The sequence below is a fragment of the Cupriavidus sp. SZY C1 genome (assembly GCF_032190535.1).
In the GTDB taxonomy this organism is placed as follows: Bacteria; Pseudomonadota; Gammaproteobacteria; order Burkholderiales; family Burkholderiaceae; genus Cupriavidus; species Cupriavidus pauculus_C.
In genome coordinates, this window is the sequence record NZ_JAUANU010000014.1 from 155,757 (window position 1) to 180,123 (window position 24,367).

General features: G+C 68.9%; 20 protein-coding genes. 13 read left to right on the plus strand and 7 right to left on the minus strand.

What is annotated here, in order from left to right:
• Positions 1-169 precede the first annotated feature (169 nt).
• The 5 genes from zwf (at position 170) to QTN24_RS20555 (ending at position 5,440) form a co-directional block, all read left to right on the plus strand.
• Complete coding sequence (gene zwf, locus QTN24_RS20535; RefSeq protein WP_124685776.1) at positions 170-1,618, plus strand: glucose-6-phosphate dehydrogenase; 1,449 nt, start codon at positions 170-172, stop codon at positions 1,616-1,618.
• 23 nt (positions 1,619-1,641) lie between these two features.
• Positions 1,642-2,331 (plus strand): 6-phosphogluconolactonase, encoded by a 690-nt coding sequence (gene pgl, locus QTN24_RS20540; RefSeq protein ID WP_313839381.1) that lies wholly within the window; start codon positions 1,642-1,644, stop codon positions 2,329-2,331.
• 62 nt (positions 2,332-2,393) lie between these two features.
• Positions 2,394-3,383: a glucokinase gene (locus QTN24_RS20545; protein WP_124685774.1), complete on the plus strand. Its 990-nt coding sequence runs from the start codon at positions 2,394-2,396 to the stop codon at positions 3,381-3,383.
• Between the two features lie 12 nt (positions 3,384-3,395).
• On the plus strand, positions 3,396-4,103 hold the full coding sequence (locus QTN24_RS20550) for a response regulator transcription factor (protein WP_124685773.1): 708 nt from the start codon (positions 3,396-3,398) through the stop codon (positions 4,101-4,103).
• Positions 4,103-5,440, plus strand: a complete 1,338-nt coding sequence (locus QTN24_RS20555; protein ID WP_124685772.1) for an ATP-binding protein — start codon at positions 4,103-4,105, stop codon at positions 5,438-5,440. Before QTN24_RS20550 ends, QTN24_RS20555 begins: the two co-directional genes overlap by 1 nt.
• Positions 5,441-5,450: 10 nt before the next feature.
• On the opposite strand, the gene QTN24_RS20560 is transcribed toward QTN24_RS20555, so the two are convergent.
• Positions 5,451-6,386 carry a 2-hydroxyacid dehydrogenase gene (locus tag QTN24_RS20560; protein ID WP_313839384.1) on the minus strand — a complete coding sequence of 312 codons (936 nt, stop codon included), beginning with the start codon at positions 6,384-6,386 and terminating at the stop codon, positions 5,451-5,453.
• 471 nt (positions 6,387-6,857) lie between these two features.
• Here QTN24_RS20560 and QTN24_RS20565 point away from each other — a divergent pair, with 471 nt between their 5' ends.
• On the plus strand, positions 6,858-8,600 hold the full coding sequence (locus QTN24_RS20565) for an OPT/YSL family transporter (RefSeq protein ID WP_313839385.1): 1,743 nt from the start codon (positions 6,858-6,860) through the stop codon (positions 8,598-8,600).
• Between the two features lie 7 nt (positions 8,601-8,607).
• Here QTN24_RS20565 and QTN24_RS20570 read toward each other — a convergent pair whose 3' ends face one another.
• Positions 8,608-10,020, minus strand: a complete 1,413-nt coding sequence (locus tag QTN24_RS20570; RefSeq protein ID WP_409559064.1) for a PLP-dependent aminotransferase family protein — start codon at positions 10,018-10,020, stop codon at positions 8,608-8,610.
• 122 nt (positions 10,021-10,142) lie between these two features.
• Between QTN24_RS20570 and cyoA the strand changes: the two genes are divergently transcribed.
• The 4 genes from cyoA to cyoD are packed head-to-tail and all read left to right on the plus strand — an operon-like array spanning position 10,143 to position 14,166.
• Positions 10,143-11,138, plus strand: a complete 996-nt coding sequence (gene cyoA, locus QTN24_RS20575) for a ubiquinol oxidase subunit II (protein WP_313839386.1) — start codon at positions 10,143-10,145, stop codon at positions 11,136-11,138.
• A gap of 6 nt (positions 11,139-11,144) precedes the next feature.
• Complete coding sequence (gene cyoB, locus QTN24_RS20580; protein WP_124685767.1) at positions 11,145-13,139, plus strand: cytochrome o ubiquinol oxidase subunit I; 1,995 nt, start codon at positions 11,145-11,147, stop codon at positions 13,137-13,139.
• 2 nt (positions 13,140-13,141) lie between these two features.
• Positions 13,142-13,804, plus strand: a complete 663-nt coding sequence (gene cyoC, locus QTN24_RS20585; RefSeq protein ID WP_313839388.1) for a cytochrome o ubiquinol oxidase subunit III — start codon at positions 13,142-13,144, stop codon at positions 13,802-13,804.
• On the plus strand, positions 13,804-14,166 hold the full coding sequence (gene cyoD, locus QTN24_RS20590) for a cytochrome o ubiquinol oxidase subunit IV (protein ID WP_313839390.1): 363 nt from the start codon (positions 13,804-13,806) through the stop codon (positions 14,164-14,166). The genes cyoC and cyoD overlap by 1 nt, the downstream gene beginning before the upstream one ends.
• Before the next feature lie 93 nt (positions 14,167-14,259).
• Here the strand turns inward: cyoD and QTN24_RS20595 are convergent, their stop codons facing one another.
• The 3 genes from QTN24_RS20595 to QTN24_RS20605 form a co-directional block, all read right to left on the minus strand.
• Positions 14,260-14,751: a DUF421 domain-containing protein gene (locus tag QTN24_RS20595; RefSeq protein ID WP_313839392.1), complete on the minus strand. Its 492-nt coding sequence runs from the start codon at positions 14,749-14,751 to the stop codon at positions 14,260-14,262.
• A 129-nt stretch (positions 14,752-14,880) separates the two neighbouring features.
• Positions 14,881-15,177 (minus strand): hypothetical protein, encoded by a 297-nt coding sequence (locus QTN24_RS20600; RefSeq protein WP_313839394.1) that lies wholly within the window; start codon positions 15,175-15,177, stop codon positions 14,881-14,883.
• A gap of 278 nt (positions 15,178-15,455) precedes the next feature.
• Entirely contained in the window at positions 15,456-15,650 is a 195-nt protein-coding gene (locus tag QTN24_RS20605; protein ID WP_124685763.1) for a DUF1059 domain-containing protein, read from the minus strand.
• A gap of 141 nt (positions 15,651-15,791) precedes the next feature.
• Between QTN24_RS20605 and QTN24_RS20610 the strand changes: the two genes are divergently transcribed.
• Entirely contained in the window at positions 15,792-16,445 is a 654-nt protein-coding gene (locus tag QTN24_RS20610; RefSeq protein WP_313839397.1) for a DsbA family oxidoreductase, read from the plus strand.
• Here QTN24_RS20610 and QTN24_RS20615 read toward each other — a convergent pair.
• On the minus strand, positions 16,436-17,512 hold the full coding sequence (locus tag QTN24_RS20615) for a porin (protein ID WP_313839399.1): 1,077 nt from the start codon (positions 17,510-17,512) through the stop codon (positions 16,436-16,438). The genes QTN24_RS20610 and QTN24_RS20615 overlap by 10 nt on opposite strands.
• A 345-nt stretch (positions 17,513-17,857) precedes the next feature.
• Positions 17,858-18,505: a response regulator transcription factor gene (locus QTN24_RS20620; RefSeq protein WP_253700318.1), complete on the minus strand. Its 648-nt coding sequence runs from the start codon at positions 18,503-18,505 to the stop codon at positions 17,858-17,860.
• A gap of 696 nt (positions 18,506-19,201) precedes the next feature.
• Between QTN24_RS20620 and QTN24_RS20625 the strand changes: the two genes are divergently transcribed.
• Both QTN24_RS20625 and purT read left to right on the plus strand, forming a co-directional pair.
• Entirely contained in the window at positions 19,202-22,693 is a 3,492-nt protein-coding gene (locus QTN24_RS20625) for a filamentous hemagglutinin N-terminal domain-containing protein (RefSeq protein ID WP_313839403.1), read from the plus strand.
• Between the two features lie 245 nt (positions 22,694-22,938).
• Positions 22,939-24,141: a formate-dependent phosphoribosylglycinamide formyltransferase gene (purT, locus tag QTN24_RS20630; protein ID WP_313839405.1), complete on the plus strand. Its 1,203-nt coding sequence runs from the start codon at positions 22,939-22,941 to the stop codon at positions 24,139-24,141.
• Positions 24,142-24,367: the final 226 nt, after the last annotated feature.

The following is a 24,367-nucleotide window of genomic DNA, read 5'->3' on the forward strand; positions in this document are numbered from 1 at the left end:
CATCCGACCCGCCGGCGCGGCCCGCAGAAACGGGTACGCCCGTGCTGCCTGGCGGCGCGCCCGCCTGTCCAAGCGGCCATGAGTGACGTAACATCACTGGAACCAATGCGCCGCCCGGCGGCACTCAGTAGTTGCCGGGGGCGATCCCCCGAAGGAGCCCAGGGTGAGCATGCCCGATTTCGACATGGTGCTGTTTGGCGGCACCGGTGACCTGGCGCGGCGCAAGCTGCTGCCGTCCCTCTTCGACGCCCACCGCTGCGGCGTGCTGCATCCGTCGGCCCGCATCCTGGCCACGGGCAGCCATCCGCAGACCACCGAGCAGTACAAGGCCACGCTGGAAGACACCGTGCGCCCCGGCCTGGAGCACGCGCCGCCCGAGGCGTGGGCGTCGTTCCTGGACCGCATCTGCTACGTGCAGGCCGACGCCCGCGAGCCGGCCCACTTCGACGCGCTGGCCCAGAAGGTGCTGGCCCGCAAGCCCGAGGTGGTGGTCTGCTACCTGGCCACGGCGCCCCACATCTTCGTGCCGATCTGCGAACAGCTGGCCCGCACCGGGCTGAACACGCCGAACGTGCGCGTGGTGCTGGAGAAGCCGCTCGGCCATGACCTGGATTCGTCCGAGGCCATCAACGCGGCCGTGGGCAAGTACTTTGCCGAGGACCAGATCTACCGGATCGACCACTACCTGGGCAAGGAATCGGTCCAGAACCTGATGGCGATCCGCTTCGGCAATGCGCTGTTCGAGCCGCTGTGGCGGCGCGAATGGGTGCAGGACGTGCAGATCACGATTGCCGAGGAACTGGGCGTGGAGAAGCGCGGCGACTTCTACGACCAGACCGGCGCGCTGCGCGACATGGTGCAGAACCACCTGCTCCAGCTGCTGTGCATGGTGGCGATGGAGCCGCCGGCCAGCCTCAGCGAGGACGCCATCCGCGACGAGAAGATCAAGATCCTCAAGGCGCTCAAGCCCATCCTGCCGCAGGACGTCGCCGAGAAGACCGTGCGCGGCCAGTACCGCTCGGGCGCCATCGCCGGCAAGCCCGTGGTGGGCTATCTGGAAGAGCAGGGCATTGCGCCGGACAGCCGCACCGAGACGTTCGTCGCCATCAAGGCCGAGATTGCCAACTGGCGCTGGGAAGGCGTGCCGTTCTACCTGCGCACCGGCAAGCGCATGCAGTCTCGCGTGGCCGAGATCGTGGTGCACTTCCGCGACGTGCCGCACGCCATCTTTCCCAAGCCGCTGGGCCTGTCGCCGCAGAACCGGCTGGTGATCCGGCTGCAGCCCGAGGAAAGCATCCGGCTGTACTTCCTGGTCAAGCAGGCCGGCGACACGCTGGAGCTGACGCCCACCTCGCTCGATCTCGATTTCGCCAACTCGTTCAAGGCGCGCCGCGCCGGGGCCTACGAGCGCCTGCTGCTGGACGTGATCCGCGGCCGGCTGGGCCTGTTCGTGCGGCGCGACGAGCAGGTGCAGGCGTGGCGCTGGGTGGAGCCGATCATCGACACCTGGGACGCCAGCACCGTGCCGCCCAAGCCGTACACGGCGGGCACGTGGGGGCCGGCGGCGTCCACGGCGCTGATGTCGCGCGACGGCGCGCTCTGGCACGAGGAAGTCTGATCCCGACCGAAAGGAGCCGCGCCATGCGCCAGTTCGAACATCCCACGCTGATGGACCAGGCCGAATCGCTGGCCATCTCGGTCAGCCACGCGCTGGACCTCGTCATCAAGGCCAAGGGCTGGGCCGTGCTGGCGGTATCGGGCGGCAAGTCGCCGGTGCCGATGTTCGAGCGGCTGCGCTACCGCCCCATCCGCTGGGACGCCGTGACCGTGACGCTGGTGGACGACCGCGCCGTGCCGCCCGACCATGCCGACAGCAACGGCGCGCTGGTGCGCAGCCACCTGCTGCGCGAGGGCGCGGCCGTGGCCGGCTGGGCGCCGCTGATCCGCGACGACGCCGAGGCCGCCGCGCCGCTGCAGGCCGTGCAGCGGCTGAACGCCAGCTTCCAGCAGCCCGACGTGGTGGTGCTGGGCATGGGCGAGGACGGGCACACGGCGTCGCTGTTCCCGGACGCGCCGGAGCTGCAGACCGGCCTGTCCGAGCCGCAGCCCGGCTACCTGGTCACCCATCCGTCCGTGGCGCCGCACGCGCGCGTGACGCTGAACCTGGCCGCGCTGCTGGCCGCCGAACGCACCTTCCTGGCCATCTCGGGCGCGCGCAAGAACGCGGTGTTGGCGCGCGCGCTGGAGGCACCCACGCCGTCGCTGCCCGTCAGCGTCGTGCTGGCCCGGCACCGGCGCGGCGTGGACATCTTCCGCACCGAAGGCGGCTGACCCGCCATCCCACCCCACGCATCAACGCCTTAACGCATCCACGCATCCACGCAGCGATCCACATGTCCTATCCCAGACTGCTGGCCGACGTCGGCGGCACCAATGTCCGTTTTGCCCTGGAAACCGCGCCGATGCGCATTGGCGCGGTCACGGCCTACAAGGTGGCCGATCACGTGTCGCTGGAAGCGGCGATGCGCCAGTACCTGTCCACGCTGCCCGACGACGCGCGGCCGGCCCATGCCGCCATCGGCCTGGCCAACCCGGTAACGGGCGACCACGTCAAGCTGACCAACCACAACTGGGCGTTCTCGGTCGAGGCCATGCGCCAGTCGCTGGCGCTGCAGACGCTGGTGGCCATCAACGACTTCACGTCGCTGGCGCTGGCGCTGCCGCACCTGTCCGACGACGACATCGTGCAGGTGCGGCCCGGCACGGCCGTGGCCACGGCGCCGCGCGCGCTGATCGGCCCGGGTACCGGGCTGGGCGTCTCCGGCCTCGTGCCGGCCCCTGGCGGCGGCGCGGTGGCGCTGGCGGGCGAGGGCGGCCACATCGAGGTCATGCCGGTCACGGACGACGAATGGATTGCCTGGCGCGCCGCGCATGACCAGTTGGGCCGGGTGTCGGCCGAGCGGCTGCTGTCGGGCATGGGGCTGTCGCACATCCACGCGTCGCTGTCCGCAGAAACGGGTACGCCGCTGGATACGCCGCTCACGCCCGCGCAGGTCACCGACGGCGCGCTGAAGCAGGGCGACCCGCTGTGCCGCCGCGCATTCGACGCCTTCTGCGGGCTGCTGGGCTCGGTGGCGGGCGACATCGCGCTGGTGCTGGGCGCGCGCGGCGGCGTCTACATCGGCGGCGGCATCGTGCCGCGCTTCGTGCAGGCGTTCCATGCCTCGCCGTTCAACGCGCGCTTTGTCGACAAGGGGCGCATGGGCAAGTACCTGGCCGAGGTGCCCGTGTTCGTGATTGCCGCCGAATTCCCGGCCCTGCCGGGCCTGGCCCGCGCGCTGGCCGACCGGCTGCAGGGCGACATGCGCCACCCCGCCACCTGAGCGCCGACGACCATGCGAGTCCTGCTGGTGGAAGACGATGCCATGATCGGCGAAAGCGTGAAGACGGCGCTGCGCCAGGAGGGCTTTACGGTGGACTGGGTGACCGATGGCGACGCGGGGCTGGACGCCGCGTCCGACCAGCACGGCCCCCGCGCCGATGGCGGCTACGACCTCGTGCTGCTGGACCTGGGGCTGCCGCGCCGCTCGGGCATCGACGTGCTCAAGACGCTGCGCGCGCGCAACGTGCGCACGCCGGTGCTGATCGTCACCGCCCGCGACGCCGTGGCGGACCGCGTGGCCGGGCTCAACGCCGGCGCCGATGACTACGTGATCAAGCCATTCGACCTGCAGGAGCTGGTGGCGCGCATGCACGCGATGGCGCGCCGCGCCGAAGGCCGGGCGGAGCCGGAGCTGCGCTACGGCGACATCGTGCTGAACCCGTCCACGCGCGAGGCCACGCAGGCCGGCACGCCGGTGCGGCTGTCGGCGCGCGAGTACGCGCTGCTGTCGGCGCTGATGGCCCGGCCTGGCAAGGTCTGGTCGGTGCCGCAACTGCAGGAGCGGCTGTACGGCTGGGACGACGAGGTCGGCAGCAACACGGTGGAGGTCTATATCCACGCGCTGCGCCGCAAGTTTGGCGCGGGGCTGATCCGCAACATCCGCGGCGTCGGCTACCTGATGCCGCAGCTGGATGACGCGGCCAGCAAGGCGGCCGACTGATGCGATCGATCCAGCGAACGTTGCTGTGGTGGCTCGCGGCGGGCCTGGCGCTGGGCATCGCCGTGGCCACGGGCCTGATCTACGGCCAGGCGCGGCAGGAAGCCAACGCGCTGTTCGACTACCAGATGAAGCAGCTTGCCGCCGCGCTGCCCAGCCAGTTCCAGGCCCCGATGGCGCCGCCGTTCGATGGCGGCGGCAGTGCCACGGGCGCCGACCTGCTGCGTGCCGACGAGGACGTCGTGATCCATATCTGGGACGGCTCGGGCCGCAGCCTCTATCTGTCGCATTCCCGCCCGGCGCTGCCGCCGCGCGCCGAGCTGGGTTTCACCAACGCGCAGACCGAATCGGGCGAATGGCGCATCTACAGCGTCCAGCTGGGGCCGGCCGTGGTGCAGATCGCCCAGCCGCTCAGCGCGCGCCGCACGCTGGCGGCCCATATGGCGCTGCGCACCGTGGCACCGCTGCTGCTGTTGCTGCCGCTGCTGGCGTGGCTGGTGTGGATGGCGGTGGGACGCGGCCTGCGTCCGCTGCGCGAGATTGCCACCGAGGTGCGCGCGCGCGATGCCAACACGCTGGCGCCGCTGGCCGTGCGCGACATGCCCGACGAGATCGCGCCGCTGTCGGCCGCGCTGAACCAGTTGCTGGCACGGCTGGCCCATGCCATCGACACCCAGCGTGCCTTCGTGGCCGATGCCGCGCACGCGCTGCGCACGCCGCTGACCGCGTTGCAGCTCCAGGCCCAGCTGGTGGAGCGCGCCGAGAGCGCCGACGCGCGGCAGGCGGCGCTGGGCCAGCTACGGCAGGGGCTGGAGCGGCTCACGCATATGGTGGCGCAGTTGCTGACGCTGGCACGCCAGGAGCCCGGCGCCGCGCCGCCGCCGCACGAACCGGTGAACCTGCGGGCGCTGGCTGGCGAAGTGGTGGTGCAGATGTCGCAGGCGGCCATCGACCGCGACATCGACCTGGGGCTGGAGGATGGCGGCACGCAGGGGCCGGTCACGGTGCGTGGCGATGCCGACGCGCTGCGCATCCTGTTGACCAACCTCGTCGACAACGCGCTGCACTACATCCCGCGCGGCGGCCGGGTCGACGTCTGCGTGGCGCACACCGGGCGCGGCATCGAACTGGTGGTGACCGACAACGGCCCCGGCATCCCGCCCGACGAACGCGCGCGCGTGTTCGACCGCTTCTACCGTGCGCCCGACGCACCCACGGGCGGCAGCGGCCTGGGCCTGGCGATCGTCGCCGAGGTGGCGCAGTCCCACGGCGCGCAGGTGGCGCTGGAAGACGCGGCGCCGGGCCTGCGCGTGCGCGTGGTGTTTCCGGCCGTCGGCTGAGGCCGGGGCGTCAGCCCACCGGGGCCACCAGCGGCTCGCCGGCAAAGTGGCGGCGGGCGTTTTCCAGGAACTGGTTCACCGATGCCAGCACCGCCTCGGGCGACCATCCGCCCACGTGCGGCGTCAGCACGACGTTCGGGCAATCGAACAGTTCGGCCGGCGGCTCGGGCTCGCTCTCGTAGACGTCCAGCCCGGCGCCGCCAAGCTGGCCGGACCGCAGCGCGTTGCCGAGCGCGGCCGTGTCGACCACGCTGCCGCGCGCGATGTTGACCAGGTAGCCGCCCGGCCCCAGCGCGCGCAGCACGCCCGCATTGACCATATGGCGCGTGGCCGGGCCGCCCGGCGTGGCGACCACGAGATAGTCGGCCCATTCGGCCAGCGCCATCACATCGGCAAAGTAACGGTACGGAGCGTCCTCGCGCGGGCGGCGGTTGTGGTAGCCCACCTCCAGGTCGAACGCCTGGCCGCGCTGGGCGATGCGCCGGCCAATCGTCCCCAGCCCGATGATGCCCAGCCGCTTGCCGGACACATTGGGCGGCAGCGCGATGGTCGTGCGCCAGATGCCGTCGCGCGTGGCGCGGTCCAGCGAGGGCACGCGGCGCACGGTGGCCAGCAGCAGCGCCATCGCGTGGTCGGCCACGCAGCTATCGTTGGTGCCCGCGCCGTTGCCCACGGCAATGCCGCGCGCCCGGCAGGCGGCGATGTCGATGTTCTCGTACCCGGCGCCCAGCGCGCACACCAGCGTCAGTTGCGGCATGGCGGCCACGTCCGCGGCCGTCAGGCCCGTGGTGCCGTTGGTCAGCACCGCGCGGAACGTGCCGCCCTTGCTGGCGATGGCTTCGGCCCGTTGCGCGGCATCGGGCGCGTAGCAGACGTCGTATTGGCGGGAAACGAGGACGAGGTGGTCCGGTTCGAGCTGGACCAGGACGAGCAGGGCGGGCTTCATGCGTGACAGCGGATCGAGAGAGGAAAGTCGTAAAGGCCGGCCGGGGCCGACCCCGCATTCTATGCCCGGGGGCGCCGGGCTGCCTGCGGCGCGACGGTGTTGTGGGCGATTATCAGTCGGGATCGGCGGGGGTGGCGGGGCGCAGAAATGGGTACGCTGTGGCTGTGCGGAGGCCGCAGAAATGGGTACGCTTTTGCAGGTGGGTGTTGTTTTTGGCGGGGTCGGTACGCACGCGCCTGCCCTCTCCCCCGGCCCCTCTCCCGCGTTGCGGGAGAGGGGAGAACTCCGCAGGTCTTTCGATCGCTCGCGGTTTGCTCCCCTCTCCCGCGCGCATTGCGGGAGAGGGGAGAACCCCGCAAGTCTTTCGATGGCTCACGGTTTGCTCCCCTCTCCCGCTTGCGGGAGAGGGGCCGGGGGAGAGGGCCAGCCGGCCAATTGCCGACCACCCTGATTCGCCGCCACAATCGAGCCATGCGCCTGCCCACCCCCCACACCTGGCCCTACCACCTGCTGCTCGGCGCGGCCGGCATGCTTGTGCTGGGGCCGCTGGGAGGCGTGGCCGCGGCGTACATGAACTTCTCGCTGGGGTTCTTCGTGGGCGGGCAGGTGCTGGCCGGCATCCTTGGCTCGGCGGTGACGGCCGGGTATGGCGCGGCGGGGCGGCATGGGGCCAACTACATCCAGACCGCGGCGGCGTCGGTGGCGGGGATGGGTGGCATGGTGGTCGTCATCCAGGCGATGGGATGGATGGGCATGGCGCAGCCGCCGCTGTGGCAGCTGATCGGCTACATGCTCTGCATCGGTATGTACGGCGTGGGCGTGGGCATGCTCTACACGCCGTTGCTGGTGGATCGCATGCAGCTCACGTTCCCGTCCGGGCTGGCCGTGGCCAACATCCTGCGCGCGCTGACCGATCCGGTGCTGCTGCGCCGGTCGCTGGCGCGGCTGGCCGGCGGGATGGGCGCGGGCGTGCTGGCCGGGGTGGGGGCCACGCGCGTGGCGTGGCTGGGTGCCATCGACCTGTCGGCGTCGACGTTCGGGGTCGGGATGATCGTCGGCGCGCGCATCGGCATCGCCGCGCTGGTGGGCGGGCTGGCCGGGTGGGCGCTGACGCCGTACTTCGTGTCCATCGGCTGGCTGGCGCCGGGCGATCCCTATCGCAAGATCACGTTCCTGCTGGCGCTGGGGATGATCATGGGCGCCGCCGCCGTGGACGTGCTGCTCCTGCTGGCGCGTGCCTGGCAGCGCGCGCGGCGGGCCACCGGCGGATCGGCGGGCCGTGCGTCGGCGCCGCAACGCTGGATCGTCGCCTGGGTCGTGGTCTGGGGCCTAGCGGTGGTCGCCAGCGGCGCCGCATGGTTCGACCAGCCCGTCGGCTACCAGTTGATGGCCGTCGGGCTGGTGCTGGTCTTTGCGCTGGTCAACGGCATCTCGGTGGGGATGGTCGACCAGAATCCGATTTCGTCCGCGTTCGTGCTGACCGTGATCCTAATGGCGGCGGTGGGGCTGCGCCAGCCCCATGTCGGGCTGATCGCGGCGACGGTGCTGCTGGTCTCCACGGCCGAGGCGTGCGACATGCAGCAGGACCGCTCCACGGGCTGGCGGCTCGGCACCAACCGCACGGTGCAGTTTGCCTACCAGGTGGCGGGGATCGTGGTGGGCGCGGTGCTGGCGGTGCTGCTGGCGCGGCTGTTCATGGATGCCTATCCGGTGCTGCGGCTCGACCAGACCGTGCTGCCGGCCGACCAGCAGCCGGCGCGCTGGACATCGGCCATGACCTACAAGATCGTCGGCGCGCTGCGCAGCATGACCGAGGACCGGCCCTACCAGCGGCTGGCGGTCTGGATCGGCGTGGGTATCGGGCTGGTGACCGAGGTCCTGCGCAAGGCGCTGCGCGCGTGGCCGCGCTATATGCGGTTTGCCCAGGCGGGCCGGGCCGGCCGGACCTGCGATTTCTTGCTCGATGCGGTGGTGCTGCCGTCGCCGTATGCGTCGTCGTTTGGCGGCTTTGTCAACCTGCCGGCCACCGTATGGATGGCGGCCGGCGGCGTGGCGGCCAGCCTGTGGGACAGCCGGGCGCGCGGGGCGTCGCGCGACGCGGCGCTGCCCGAGGACATGAGCACGACTTCGCTGGTGGGCGGCGGGCTGATTGCCGGCGACGCGCTTGCCGCGCTGGGCTTCGGCGTGGCCGGGCTGCTGGCCGTGGTGGGCTGACGCCGGCTCAGATCACCGGCATCGACGCATGGGGCGGCTTGCCCGCCAGCAGGCCCGACAGCTTCTTCAGTGCCATCGATAGCTGCGCGCGGTCCGGCACGCCGCCCAGCGCGATGCGGATGGCGTTGGGCGGCGCGGCGCCGTCGTGGAACACGTCAGACGCGGTGACGCGCAGCGAGGCGTCCTGCGCCGCGCGGCTGAATCCGGCCGATGACCAGTAGCTGGGCAGCGCGTGCCAGACGTGGATGCCCGACGGCGCAAACGGGCCGCTGGCCGCCAGCCATTGCCGGGCAATCTGCTGGCGCGCGGCCGCTTCCTCGCGGATGCCGGCCAGCAGCGCGGCGGCCGAGCCGTCGCGGATCCACTGGGTCGCCAGCGCCGTGGCAATCGGCGACGCCATCAGCGTGATCGCGCGCAGCGCGCCGAGGATCGATTCCTGCATGTCGCGGTCGGGCGCCACCACGTAGGCGGTGCGCAGGCCCGGACTCAGGCATTTGGCCAGCGTGGCGATGTAGACGGTCTGGTCCGGCGCGATGGCGGCCAGCGGCGGCGGCGCGTCGGGCGTCAGCAGCCAGTACGGGTCGTCCTCGACGATCAGCACGCCATGCTGCCGGGCCACGCGGACGATCTCGCGCCGGCGCGCCGCGGGCATCGTGTGGGTGGTGGGGTTCTGCAGCGTCGGGTTGAGGTAGACGAGCTGGACGTTGCCGCTGCGGCAGGCGGCGTCGAGCGCGTCGGGGCGCATGCCGTCGGCGTCGACGGCGATGGTGGCCACCTGCCGGCCCAGTTCGGCGGCCGCGCCGCGCACGCCCGGGTAGACCAGCGGTTCGGCGGCGATCGTGCCGCCGGGCGTGGTGCGGCTCAGGATGAGCGCAGCCAGCGCGGGCTGGGCGCCGGGGCTGGCCATCACGCGCTCGGGCGCCACGTCGCCCAGCATCGGCGCCAGCCACTGCGCGCCGGCCACACGGTCGGGCATGGTGCCGCCGCCAAGCTGGTAGGTCATCAGCAGGTTGGCGTCGGCACGCAGCGTCACCTGGGCCAGCCCGCGCCGCAGCAGGTCGGCAAAGTCGATGCCGGCCGGCGGGGGCGGCACGTTCATGCTCAGGTCCACGGCCTGCGCCAGTTCAAAGGCCGGGGCGGCGACGAACGTGCCGAGCGAACCGCGCGGCGCCACCAGACCGCGCCGGCGGGCCTCGGCCAGCGCCCGGGTGACCGTGGTCAGGTCGACGGCGAACAGCGCCGCCAGTTCGCGCTGGGGCGGCAGGCGGTCGCCGGGCACCAGCCGGCCGTCGGCCATTGCCGTTTCCAGAAAACCGGCGATCTGGATGTAGCGCGGCCCGCCGCCGGGCGCGAACGCGCCGATCCACGCGGGTTTGGCGGTCGGCGGGTTGCCGGGGCGCACGGGCTGCGTTGTAGGCAAGACAAGACTCCGCTTGTATGGATGTTGTCTTACCTTAGCATGCGCCGCACCGCAGGCAAATCCATACAAATACCCGGTTGCCGGGTCTGCCCCGCCTGCGCCCCCGAACCAAGGTGTTTGACATGCGTAAGCCACCAGCCGACCCGTGCGGGCGTCGGCGCCCCCCGTCCCGTCCTGCCGCCTCATCGTTCCTGCCGCCCGGCGCCTGCCTGGCCGCCATCGCGCCGCTGATCCTGACCGGCTGCACGTGGGACCTGCTGAACCCCAGCGGCTCCATCGGCGTGCAGACGCGCAACCTGATCGTGCTGGCCACGGCGCTGATGCTGCTGGTGGTGGTGCCCGTGATCATCCTGACGCTGGTGTTCGCGTGGCGCTACCGCGAAGGCAACACCCGGGCCGCGTACGCGCCGCGCTGGTCGCATTCCACCCGGATCGAGGTGGAGGTGTGGGGCATCCCGTGCGTGATCGTGGCGCTGCTGGGCATCATCATCTGGGACACCACGCACAAGCTGGACCCGTTCCGCCCGCTGGAATCGACCGTCGCGCCGCTGCAGGTGGACGTGGTGGCGCTGGACTGGAAGTGGCTGTTCATCTATCCGCAGTACGGCGTGGCGTCGCTGAACGAACTGCCGATCCCGGTGGGCACGCCGGTCAACTTCCGCATCACGGCCGAGTCGACGATGAACGCGCTGTTCATCCCGCGGCTGGGCAGCATGGTCTATGCGATGGCCGGCATGCAGACGAAGCTGCACCTGATTGCCGACCAGCCCGGCGTCTTCGACGGCCGCTCGGCGGCCTACAGCGGCGCGGGGTTCTCGGACATGCATTTCCGGACCGTTGCCACGTCGCGGGCCGATTTCGACGCCTGGGTGGCGCGCGCCCGCGCATCGGGCCACACGCTGGACGCGGCGGCCTACCGCCGGCTGGAGCAGCCCAGCAGCAAGGACCCCGTCACCGTCTACGGCAAGGTGGACCCGCGCCTGTTCCAGGGCGTGGTGGACCAGTACATGGCCGGCAACGGCGACATCTGCCGGGCCGACAGCCCGGTCACCCTGAGCGCCATTGCCGGCGCCAACATGCCGCCGCTCCCGGCGCAGCAGACCACGCTGGAGCGCTAACCCATCATGTTCGGAAAACTTTCTCTCGACGCCATTCCGCTGCACGAGCCCATCATCATGGGCACGCTGGTGGCGGTGCTGCTGGGCGGCGCCGCGCTGCTGGCCGCGATCACGCGCTACCGCAAGTGGGGCTATCTCTGGACCGAGTGGATCTGCTCGGTGGACCACAAGCGCATTGGCGTGATGTACATCGTGCTGGCGCTGGTCATGCTGCTGCGCGGGTTTGCCGACGCCATCATGATGCGCACGCAGCAGGCCATTGCCGTGGGCGAGGCGGCCGGCTACCTGCCGCCGCACCACTACGACCAGATCTTCACCGCGCACGGCGTGATCATGATCTTCTTCGTCGCCACGCCGTTCATCCTGGGCCTGATGAACGTGATCGTGCCGCTGCAGATTGGCGCGCGCGACGTGGCGTACCCGTTCGTCAACTCGCTGAGCTTCTGGATGTCGGCCATGGGCGCGGTGCTGGTCATGCTGTCGATGTTCGTCGGCGACTTCGCGGCCACGGGCTGGGTGGCCTATCCGCCGCTGAGCGGGCTCGGGTACAGCCCGACCGTGGGCGTGGACTACTACATCTGGTCGCTGCAGATATCGGGGCTGGGCACCACGCTGACCGGCATCAACTTCATCGTGACGATCCTGCGCATGCGCGCGCCGGGCCTGACGCTGATGAAGATGCCGGTGTTCACGTGGACGGCGCTGATCACCAACATCCTGATCGTGGCCATCTTCCCGGTGCTGACGGCCACGCTGGCGCTGCTGGCGGCCGACCGCTACCTGGACATGCACATCTTCACGACCGAACTGGGCGGCAACGCGATGATGTACGTGAACCTGATCTGGATCTGGGGCCACCCGGAGGTCTACGTGCTGATCCTGCCGTGCTTCGGCGCGTTCTCGGAGATCATCGCCACGTTCTCGCGCAAGCCGCTGTTCGGATACACGTCGATGGTGTACGCCACGTCGTCCATCGGCGTGCTGTCGTTCTTCGTCTGGCTGCACCACTTCTTCACGATGGGATCGGGCGCCAGCGTCAATGCGTTCTTCGGCATCATGACGTCGATCATCTCGATTCCCACCGGCGTCAAGCTGTTCAACTGGCTGTTCACGATGTACCGGGGGCGCATCCGCTTCCACTCGTCCACGCTCTGGACCATCGGCTTCATGGTCACGTTTGCCGTGGGCGGTATGACCGGCGTGCTGCTGGCCGTGCCGGGCGCGGACTTCGTGCTGCACAACAGCCTGTTCCTGATCGCCCACTTCCACAACGTGATCATCGGCGGCGTGGTGTTCGGCTGCCTGGCGGCCATGACGTTCTGGTTCCCCAAGGTGTTCGGCTTCACGCTGAACGAGTTCTGGGGCAAGGTGGCGTTCTGGTGCTGGCTGGTGGGCTTCTACCTGGCCTTCATGCCGCTCTACGCGCTGGGCCTGCAGGGCATGACGCGGCGCATGAACCACTACAACAACCCTGACTGGCAGCCGTACCTGATCGTCGCGCTGGTGGGCGCCGTGGTCATCGGCTGCGGCATCCTGGCGATCCTCTGGCAGCTGTTTGTCAGCGTGCGCGACCGCCACCAGCACCGCGACCTGACCGGCGACCCATGGGGCGGCCGCAGCCTGGAATGGGCCACCGCGTCGCCGGCGCCGTTCTACAACTTCGCGCACGTGCCGCAGATCACGTCGCTGGAGCAGCACTGGGACGACAAGGAGACCGGCCGTGCCTACCGGGTCGACGCGCCGTACGCGGACATCCACATGCCGCGCAACACGTCGGCAGGGTTCATCGTGTCGGCGTTCGGGCTGGTGCTGTGCTTCGCGCTGGTCTGGCACATCTGGTGGCTGGCCGGCTTCGGTCTGGTGGCGATGATCCTGACGTTCATCGCCCGCAGCTACGACCGCGACGTGGACTACTACGTGCCGGCCGCCGAGGTCGCGCGCATCGAACAGGCCCGCCACGCCCAGCTGGGCGCCGCGCTGGCCGCCCGGGGAGCCAACTGACCATGACCACCACCCTGAAACTCCAGGCCGGCGCGGCGGACGTGCCGCACGCGGCCGCCGCCCCTGCGCACGACGCCGGGCACGACCATCACGCCCAGGCCCAGGCATCGACGCTGAAGCTCGGGTTCTGGATCTACCTGATGAGCGACTGCCTGATCTTCGCGTCGCTGTTTGCCACGTTCGGCGTGCTGCTGCACGGCACGGCCGGCGGCCCCACCGGGCGCGAGCTGTTCGACCTGCGCTTCGTGCTGGCCGAGACCGTGCTGCTGCTGACCAGCAGCCTGACGTTCGGCGTGGCGATGCTGAAGCTGGACGAAGCCGGCAAGGGCGCCCCGCAGGCCGTGATCCGCTGGCTGGTGCTGACGTTCGCGCTGGGCGCCGCCTTCGTGTGCATGGAGGTCTACGAATTCCGCGAACTGCTGCACGAGGGCGCGGGGCCGCACCGCAGCGCCTACCTGTCGGCGTTCTTCATGCTGGTGGGCACGCACGGGCTGCACGTCAGCGCCGGCCTGCTGTGGATCATCGTCATGGTCAACCAGATGCAGGTGTTCGGGCTGGACGCGGTGGTGCGCCGCCGGCTGGCCTGCCTGAGCCTGTTCTGGCATTTCCTGGACCTGGTGTGGATCTTCGTGTTCACGGTGGTCTACCTGCGGGAGTTCCTGTGATGTCCCATTCCGAAGCCATCCATCCTGCCGCCCATGGCAGCCTGCGCAGCCACCTGATCGGCTATGCGCTGTCGCTGGTGCTGACGTTCCTGTCGTTTGGCGCCGTGATGGGCCGGCTGCTGCCGCCGCGCGCCGGGCTGGCGCTGATCGTGGCGCTGTGCGTGGTGCAGCTGCTGGTGCAGCACGTGTACTTCCTGCATCTGGGGCCGCGCCGCGGCCAGCGCGGCAATACGGCGATCTTCGCGTGCACGGTGGGCCTGATCGCCATCGTCGTGTCGGGATCGCTGTGGGTCATGCACAACGCCAACCAGAACATGATGCCGATGCCGTCCGTGCCAGCTGGGGCGCGCGCGCCAGGCTGAGGCATCTGTGCCCGGCTCGGGCTGGAGCCGGTTCTTGACAGGACAGACGTGCGTTCCCCGCACGGCCTGTCCTTTTTTGCTGTGGAGGCCGGGCTAGTCGTCGGTGATGACGCTGATCTTGCCGTCGGGCTCCAGGTACATGACCTTGACGTGCCGGTACGACTCCACGCCCTTCTCGCGCAGCTGTGCGGCCAGTTCCTCGTCGGTGATCGTGTGGCGCTCCATGTTGCGCACCACCTTCTTGCCGTTGCGCACCAGCACCACCTTCTGCGGCGTGACAAAGCGCCGGATCGTGGGCGACAGCCATGCGCCCAGGTCGAACAGCCGGTTCCAGGCCACCAGCGTGCCCACCAGCAGCGCGGCGTCGGCCACGCTGTCACCCTTGCCGGCCATGCCGTTCTGCGCGGCATCGGCCACGATCACCACGATCAGCAGGTCGGCAATGCCAAGCGAGCCCACGTCGCGCCGGGCGACAAAGCGGAACATCAGGAACAGGAACCAGTACATCAGCGTGCCGCGCAGCATGGTTTCGAGCGGCGAAATGCTGAAGTGGAGCAGGTTGCCCCAGTCGACCGAAAGGTCCATGGCGGGTGCGGCGCAGGGCGCCTTGTTGAGCCTGCTTCCATGGTAAGGACCGGCGCGCGGGCGGTGCGACGGTGGCTGTCCGATCCCGCTGTCAGGCGGCTCCTACCCCTCCAGGCTCCCTCGCGCGACCTAGCCCCCGCCAGGATGCCCCTGCGACGCTTCCGACGCATAGTCGGCCGCAATCAGGATGACCAGCCGTGCCGATTCGGCCCGCCCGCGCTGCCCGGCCGCCTCGCGCAGCGCGCCAACCAGCTGGCGCAGCAGCGCGCCGGTGGACCGGCCGCCATCGAGCGTGCGGAAATGCATCATCGCCTTGTCGATCTCGGACGTGGCCAGCGCGGACACCGGCTCGCCCTGCTGGGCGGCATCGGCCTTCTCGACGATCTGGGTGGCATAGAGCCGTACCACGGCATCATGGTCTGCCATCTCGACACTCCTTGGACGCCTGCGGCGCTGTGTTGGATGGCCGGACCATGCATATTCCGGTCCCGGCGCCGCCAAAGGGGGCCAGCCCCGCAGGCAGCGCGGATTCCCGGCCCGGCAGGCCGTGCAGGTTTCACAAAGGCGGGAATTTATGGCCGTCGCGGTTGCGCAGGCGGGCCAAGGGGGGGAGTGGCGGGGGATGGCAGGGGCGATGGCCGGGCAGACAGGGGCGGCGGCCGCGGACTTGCGCCGGCGTCCGTCGCCCCTGCGCAGTGCCGCCGTCAGGCCGGCGGCGCACCCTCCTTGAAACACGCCTTGAGCTGGCTGCGCAGTTCGGGCGAGTCCTGGTGGTCGTGAACCTGCACCGCGTGCTGCACGGCTGCTTCCAGCAGCTCGTCCTCCGTGTCGGCGCTCAATGCGACCGTGCAGTTCTTCTCGCTGGGAAACTCGCGGCAATCGATGTATTTGCGTCCCATGGCTGCCTCCTGGCGCGAATGATCGGCGCGCCAGAACCAGTATAGGGCGAGGGGTGATCGGGTGGGCGCCTGCACGCATCGGCAATTCGGACTAAGCTGTCGCGTCCCCGTTCTGAAAGCCGGCGCCGCCCGGACCATGCCATGCCCCAGTCACTCAGGATCGACTTTGTCTCGGATATCGCCTGCCCATGGTGCGCCATCGGCCTGGCGTCGCTGATGCAGGCGCTGGAGCGCACCCGCGACGTGGTGGACGCCCAGGTGGTCATGCACCCGTTCGAGCTGAACCCGCAGATGGGCCCGCAGGGCGAGGCCATCGTCGACTACCTGGGCAAGAAGTACGGCCGCACGCCGGCCCAGATTGCCGAGACGCAGGCCATGATCCGCGAGCGCGGCGCCAGCGTCGGGTTCAACTTCGGCCCGCGCGACTTTGTCTACAACACGTTCGACGCACACCGGCTGCTGCAATGGGCCGCCACGCAGGGCCGGCAGCTCCCGCTGAAGCAGGCGCTGCTGCAGGCGTACCACGGCGACGGCAAGGACCCCAGCAGCCACGACGTGCTGCGGGAGGCCGCCGCGTCCGTGGGGCTGGACGCCGCCGAGGCGCGCCGCGTCCTGGAGTCCGACGCCTACGCCGACGAAGTGCGGGCCGAGCAGCGCGAGTACCAGGGCATGGGCATCCAGTCGGTGCCGTCCGTGATCTTCAACAACCGCTACCTCGTCACCGGCGGCCAGCCGGTGGAGGCGTTCGAGCAGGCCATCCGCGAGATTGCCCGCGAGGCGCAGGGTCAGAACTGATGCCGCATGCCGACCATCACGCCCACGCGCGTGCTGCGGCTGACATCGGTGACCGGCGTGCCGGCCCAATACTCGGTCTCGCGGCCCACCGTGCCGCCGCGCGCCACCACCACGTCCGACTCCAGGTACACGCTCGTGCGCTTGGAGAACGCGTAGTCGGCCACCAGCGCGACGCTGTCGGAATTGCCGGCGCCCAGGTGTACCGGTACATCCTGGAATTGCGTGGTGACGTTGCCTGACTGGCGATAGCGGTAGTAGGCGCCTGACAGGTGCAGCGCCTGCGTGAGCTGGTAGCCCAGGCCCACGTACGAGATGTTGAAGCGCGCGTCCTGGCCCGATTCGCGCCGCCCCAGGTGGCCGGCATAGGCGGTGGCCTTGCCCATCGCATACGAGCCGCCCACCGAGTAGTTGCGCACGGTGTTGGCGCCGTCGTCGCTGCGGCGCTGGTCGTACGCCACGCCCAGCGCCAGTGCGCCCTGCTGGTACTTCACCCCGCCGCCCAGCGTGGTGCCGCGCGCCAGCGTGCCGGGCTGCTCGCCCGCGCCATAGTCGAGCTGGACCGAGAACGGGCCCACCTGCTTCTGGTAGACCACGCTGTTGTTGATCCGGTAGTCCTGGAAGAAGATGTCGCCGCCGATGTAGAGCGGGTCGGACCAGAACAGCCCCCAGCCCTTGGCCAGCGGGTCGAATTCCCAGGCGATGTTGTTCAGCGCGTTGTACTGGCGGCCAAAGGTCAGGCTGCCCCAGTGTCCGCTCAGGCCCACCCAGGCCTGGCGTCCGAACAGTGCGTCGTAGTTCATCTTGCCGGTATCGCTGCCGAAGCCGGCCTCCAGCTGGAAGATGGCGTGGATGCCGCCGCCCAGGTCTTCGTCGCCCTTCAGGCCGAAGCGGCTGGCGGCCATGCCGCTGGACAGCACGCCCACCTGCGAATGGTGGCGGCCATCGATATTGGACGTATAGCGCACCGCCGAGTCGACGAGGCCATAGAGCGTCACGCCGGAGCCGGCGTACGCGGCGCAGGGCAGCAGCCCGGCCGCTAGCAGCCAAAGGCTGGCTGGGGTCTTCACGAGTTGTCCTCCGGAATACGGATCGCATCCGGCGCGGGGCGCCGGAAGGGTCGGTTCAGGCAAGTACCTGAGGGGTTCCAGTCCTGCGCGGAAGTCCTTCGGCAAGAAGGACGCAGGGCGTTATCCGGCGAATGCGCCGGCCAGTTGGCACGGCGCCCGGATCGAGGGTCGAAGCGAATCGGCGAATGCTGTGAGCGGGCACAGGCAAGCCAGGGGGCGCGGGCGCGAGGGCCCGGTGGTGATGCGCCGCCGTCACCTGCTTCGACATCGGCGCAGGTCCGGGTGCCTGAAAAGGCAGCTCCGGCACGCACGGTGCGGCGGAAGGCCGGTAGTTTACCGCATCCGCTACGCCCGCAGCCCGTGCTCGGACGCGTAGTCGAACAGCTCGGCGTCGTTCTTGACCCCCAGCTTGCGCATGGCGCTGTGCTTCTGCGTGCTGACCGTATTGATGCTGCGATTCAGGTGCCGGGCCACCTCCGACGTGGTCATGCCGCCGACGTAGAGCCGCAGCACTTCCATCTCGCGCGGGCTCAGCGTGTCCAGCGAGCCGTTCTGCGACGTGCCGGGGCCGGGCCGGGTGATGGCCCGCCGCATCGTCGCGCCCAGATGCTCGCGCCCCTGGAAGGCGGCAATCACGGCGGCGGGCAGCTCGCGCATGTCGTCGCGCTTGTTCAGCAAGGCCAGCGCGCCGGCCCGGCGCATGCTGAGCAACAGCCCGGGGTTGTCCAGCATCGTCAGCACCACGATCCGCACCGCCGGAAACTTGGCGCGGATGGCGTTCAGCAGGACCAGCCCGTCGGGCACGCCGCTGCCCGGCATCGAGAAATCGGTAATCACCACGTCGCACTCGATGCGGGACAGGTTATCCATCAATCCCGGCGGATTGGCCGCCTCGGCGACCACGCTGAAACCCAGTTGCCGGCTTAATATCTCCCGCACGCCGAACACGATGAATGGGTGATCGTCCGCGAGCATGACGCGTATGGTGGGCATAGTGCGTTTCCCAGAGTTTTCGGATGAAGGCGGCGGCCGCATGGAAAGCATCGCTGGCGAATCGCCAGTCCATTGGGGAGCGGCACGCTTGGCATGTGGTGGGTCTGCTGCGGCAAGGCAGCGGAAGGGAATCTGGCGTAGGACCGGCGATGGCGCCGCGGCGGGCGGGGCCGCCCGGCCGATACCGCAAGCACCAGGAAGGCGTAGGCAGATTCTGATTGGCGATCCGGCTGGACGCCACGCGGTCCAGACGAAGCCTAAGGACTCGTCATCTTTTGCGGGATGGAAACTTTTCTATTTTCTTTTTCAGATGTGACGCGCAAGGTCACATTTGGCGCTGCCCTGGCGGACGGCCGATGTCGGGGCGATCTGGGCCTTTCTTGAGGACCTGTCCCACGTTTTAGTCGAATTACTATTTAATTTCCCGCATTCAAATCAGGCGGTCCATTCGCCGCCGTCTGATTTTTTCTCAGATCCCCATCTTTAGAGTTTTTACGATTTTTGCTCGCTCCACGCGCTCATACGATTCGGTGCGTGGAGTAGCGGAACTCGTCCGTCCTGCCCTTCCGGCACCGACGGCCTCCGCTTCCAGAACGAGACACCAGGCCTCACCGCCGCCTCTGCAGGCGGGCAACGCCTGCGAGTTGGGTCGCTGCCAGATGCAGCAGGTTTCTGAGAAATAGAGAGCAAGCAGTCATGAACAAGAATCGGTATCGCCGCGTATTCAGCAAGCATCTCGGCATGCTTGTGGCCGTTGCGGAAAATGTGAAGAGCCGCGGCAAGGCGCCGGGTGAAGGCAGCGCCGCGGAGGCATCGCCCCAACTGGGCGTGGTATCGGCGATGACGGCCATCGCCCTCGCCCTGTTTGCCTGGGACATGGACGAAGCCCGTGCCCAAGGACTGCCGACCCAGGGCAACGTCGTGGCCGGCCAGGCCACCATCTCGCAGCCGAACGGCTCGACGATGACCATCAATCAGGGCAGCCAGCGCGCTGTCATCGACTGGAACAGCTTCAGCATCGGCCAAGGGAATACTGTCCAGTTCAACCAGCCCAACGCACAGGCCCAGGCGCTGAACCGCGTCACCGGTGGCCTCCCCTCCAATATCCACGGCTCGCTGCTCGCCAACGGGCAAGTGCTGATCCAGAACGCCAACGGCGTGCTGTTCGGACGCGGCGCAGTGGTCAACGTCGGCTCGCTGCTGGCCACCACCAAGTCCATCGACTCCAACGCCTTCATGGCCGGCAGCCCGCTGGCACTGAGCGCCACCGGCACGCAGGCCGGCATCATCAACGAAGGCTCCATCAACGCCCAAGGCTACGTGACCTTCATGGGCGACCAGGTCCGCAACGCGGGCGACATCAAGACCGGCCCGGGCGGACAAGTCCTGCTGGCCGCTGGCGATAGCGCCACGGTGGCCCTGCACAACGGCCAGGGCATCTCGCTGGTCCTCAACGACGCCACCGCCAACGCGCTGGCGGAAAACAGCGGCAACATCCACGCCCAAGACGGCACGGTGCTGATTACCGCGCGCGGCAAGGACACGCTCCTTAATACGGTTGTGAACCTGTCCGGCGTAGTCCGCGCCGGCACGGTCGTGGCCGATGCCGGCAAGACCGGCGACGTGGTCATGACCGGCAGCATCGACGCCTCCAACCGCAACGGCGGCCAGGGCGGCACGGTGGTACTGGCCGGCGACCGCGTCGGCCTGTTCGACAGCGCCTCGATCGATGCTTCGGGCGACTCCGCTGGCGGCAAGGTCATCCTTGGTGGTGACTCGCTGGGCAAGCTCGAAGGCACCGAAGCGCGCAAGCTGCTGCAGGATGGTGCTGGCTTTGCCAACTTCACGCAGGTGGGCGTCAACGCGCGGGTCGATGCGGGTGCACGGCATGGTGACGGCGGGTTCGTGGAAACCTCGGCCCACAACCTCAACGTCCAGGGCACGGTGACCGCCTCAGCGCCCAACGGCAAGTCCGGTGACTGGCTGATCGATCCGACCGACATCCTGATCGCCTCTGCCGATGCCAACTACAGCGGTAGTGTCACCGATGGGTTCAGGGCAATCGGCAACAGCGCAACGGTCAGCAACATCGCGATCAACAATGCGCTGAACAACGGCACGAGCGTTACGATCACCACGGCGAGCTCTGGCACTGCCAAGGGCAACATCACGCAGTATGCGGCAATCAACAAGACTTCGGGCGGCGAGGCTACCCTGACGATGCTTGCGCAGGGGAATATCTCCCTGGGCAACATTACGAGCACGGGCGGGGCGTTGAATCTCGACGCCCGCGCAGGCGAAGGTACAGGGGCCGGCAGAGTAGTGGTCGCCGCGGGCAGACTTGATCTTGCTGGGGGGCAGCTCAACATACTGGCGAATTCCACCGGGTTGGCGGGCAGTGTCGGACTTAGCGGCGCCGTGCAATTCAGTGGAAGCTTGCTGAACGTTAGCCGCGCGACGATCACAGGTCATGCAAACATCGGGACCGGGGTTACCTTCAACAATCTCAGCGTGATGGATGGCGGCCATCTGGAGATCGTGGGTACCTCGCAAGGATCCCACTACGGCGTATCCACTGGCACGTTGACCATCGCCGGCAACTCCACCGTCAACATTACGGGTACGTCGACAAATAGCGGTGGCGTCTACCTGGCCGGGCCGATAACCGCTTCCGGGGAGAGCACGGTGAATGTCACCGGCAAGTCCCGCAGCTGGTATGGCGTGTACATTGCCGGGACCACGCTCACCGCCAACGACGAAGCGACGATCAACATCCACGGCCGGTCGGAACAGTACGAAGGCATCTACCGCTCAGGCCGCGTCGTGGAGAACCAGAACGGCACGGTCAATTTCAACAGCGAGAGCCGCGCAGGTCCGGAACCTGTCGTGCCCCCGGACGACGGTAACGGCTCGAACGGCGGCAATGGCACCGACGGCAATGGTTCCAACGGTGGCAACGGCCCCGACGGCAACGGCGACGGCCCGGACGGCAACGGCGACGGTCCCGACGGTAACGGCAACGGCCCCGACGGCAACGGCAATGGCCCGGACGGTAACGGCAACGGTCCGGACGGGAACGGTAACGGCCCCGACGGGAACGGCAACGGCCCGGACGGTAACGGCAACGGCCCCGACGGGAACGGCAACGGCCCCGACGGGAACGGCAACGGCCCGGACGGTAACGGCAACGGCCCCGACGGCAACGGCAACGGCCCCGACGGTAACGGCAACGGCCCGGATGGGAACGGCAATGGCCCCGACGGCAATGGCAACGGTCCCGACGGGAACGGCAACGGTCCCGACGGCAACGGCAATGGCCCCGACGGTAACGGCAATGGCCCGGACGGTAACGGCAACGGTCCCGACGGGAACGGTAACGGCCCGGACGGCAATGGCAACGGCCCTGACGGAAACGGCAACGGTCCTGACGGCAACGGCAACGGTCCCGATGGGAACGGCAATGGCCCGGACGGTAACGGCAATGGCCCGGACGGAAACGGTAACGGCCCCGATGGGAACGGTAACGGCCCGGACGGCAATGGCAACGGTCCCGACGGCAACGGTAACGGCCCCGACGGAAACGGCAATGGCCCGGATGGGAACGGCAACGGCCCGGACGGCAACGGCAACGGCTCCGACGGTGGTAACGGCTCGAACGGTGGCAACGGCTCCGACGGCGGCGACAAGACGCCTGACGGTGGTTCGGACGGCTCAGGCGGTTCGGGCTCGGGTGGCTCCAACTCGGGTGCCACGGCCGGTGCAATCATGGGCGCGGTCGGCGCGGGCGGTATCCTGGCCTACGTGATCGACGACCTGACCGACCAGACGTGGTACCTCGATGCCCCGGTGCCGCTGACGGTCGAGTCCGACGAAGACAAGGCGTGGGAAGGTGCGCTGATGTCGGGTGCCACCGTCCAGGTGAAGGGCACGACGGCCACGGTCCAGGTGAAGACCAGGTCCGGGACTGTCGAGCGCACGCTGACGTTGCAAGACGGCGCCAACGGGACGAAGCACTTCGTCTTCGAGGACCCGGTCACCAAGACCAAGGCCGATCTGGCGGTGAACATGGAGACACGCGAGTTCTTCTACACCGAGGCCGGCGCGCCGAATGGCAAGCGCTACGTCGTGAAGAGCCACGGCTGGTTGAAGGACGGTTCCGCGCCCGAATCGGCTGCGGCGGCCCGCTGACCGAGGGAGGCGAACCGGAACCCTGACCAGTACTCAGAAGTAACCCAGCAGTAACCCAGCAGTAGAAGACCGATGTGCCGGCGTCGCAAGACGTCGGCACATTGCCGTTTACGCCCCCGCCCGCCGCAAACCACCACCCACCGCCGCCCCGTGCACGCCATCCGCGCTAGCCCCTCCACCCCGGCAGCCACGCCGCACCGCCTTGCTACAATCGCGTCTTTTCTTCCTCCCGCGAGCCCCCCGCCATGACGACCCTTGGAACGCCCCTCTCCCCCTCCGCCACCAAAGTCATGCTGCTCGGCTCCGGAGAGCTCGGCAAGGAAGTGCTGATCGCGCTACAGCGCCTGGGCGTGGAGACCATCGCCGTCGACCGTTACGAGAACGCGCCCGGCCAGCAGGTGGCGCACCATGCCCGGACGATCACGATGAGCGATGGCGATCAGCTCAAGGCCCTGATCGAGGCCGAGCGGCCGCACCTGGTGGTGCCCGAGATCGAAGCCATCGCCACGCCGACGCTCGAAGCGCTGGAAGCCGCCGGCGTGGTGCGCGTGATTCCCACCGCGCGGGCGGCCCGGCTGACGATGGACCGCGAAGGCATCCGCCGCCTGGCCGCCGAGACCCTGGGCCTGGCCACGAGCCCGTACAAGTTCTGTGATTCGCTGGAAGAGCTGCAGGCCGCCATCGACGGCGGCATCGGCTACCCGTGCGTGGTCAAGCCGGTGATGAGCAGCTCGGGCAAGGGTCAGAGCAAGATCGACGGCCCCGAGGGCGTCAAGGCGGCCTGGGACTATGCGATGGCCGGCGGCCGGGTCAGCCATGGCCGCGTGATCGTCGAGGGCTTCATCGATTTCGATTACGAGATCACGCTGCTGACGGTGCGCGCCGTCGGCGCCAGCGGCCAGGTGGAGACGCATTTCTGCGAGCCGATCGGACACGTCCAGGTGGCCGGCGACTATGTGGAAAGCTGGCAGCCGCACCCGATGCACCCGAAGGCACTGGAAGCCGCCCAGCACATCGCCCGCGCCGTCACGGCCGACCTGGGCGGCCAGGGCCTGTTCGGCGTGGAACTGTTCGTCAAGGGCGAGCAAGTCTGGTTCAGCGAAGTCAGCCCGCGCCCGCACGACACCGGCATGGTCACGATGATCTCGCAGTGGCAGAACGAGTTCGAACTGCACGCCCGCGCGATCCTGGGGCTGCCGGTGGACACCAGCCTGCGTGCGCCGGGCGCCAGCGCGGTGATTTATGGCGGAGTCGATGCGGAAGGCATCGTGTTCGACGGCGTCGACGAGGCGCTGCGCGTGCCGCAGACCGAACTGCGCCTGTTCGGCAAGCCGGAGTCGTTCACCAAGCGTCGGATGGGGGTGGCACTGGCCTACGACGCCGACGTGGAAACCGCCCGGCGTCGCGCCAAGGAGGCCGCGGCGAAGGTCAAGCCGCGCAAGGGCTGAGAGTTTGTGGGATTGGATGCGCTGGCCCTCACCCCCGGCCCCTCTCCCGCGATGCGGGAGAGGGGAGCAAACCGGTGGGAGATTTGCATCTAGCAGGCTTGAAATTCCCGCTGTCTGGCTCCCCTCTCCCGCGTTGCGGGAGAGGGGAGTGTAGTGGTCCAATTTCCTCAGACAGGTCGATAGGTGGAAAATCACGATCGACGAGGAAAGGACGACATGACAAAGC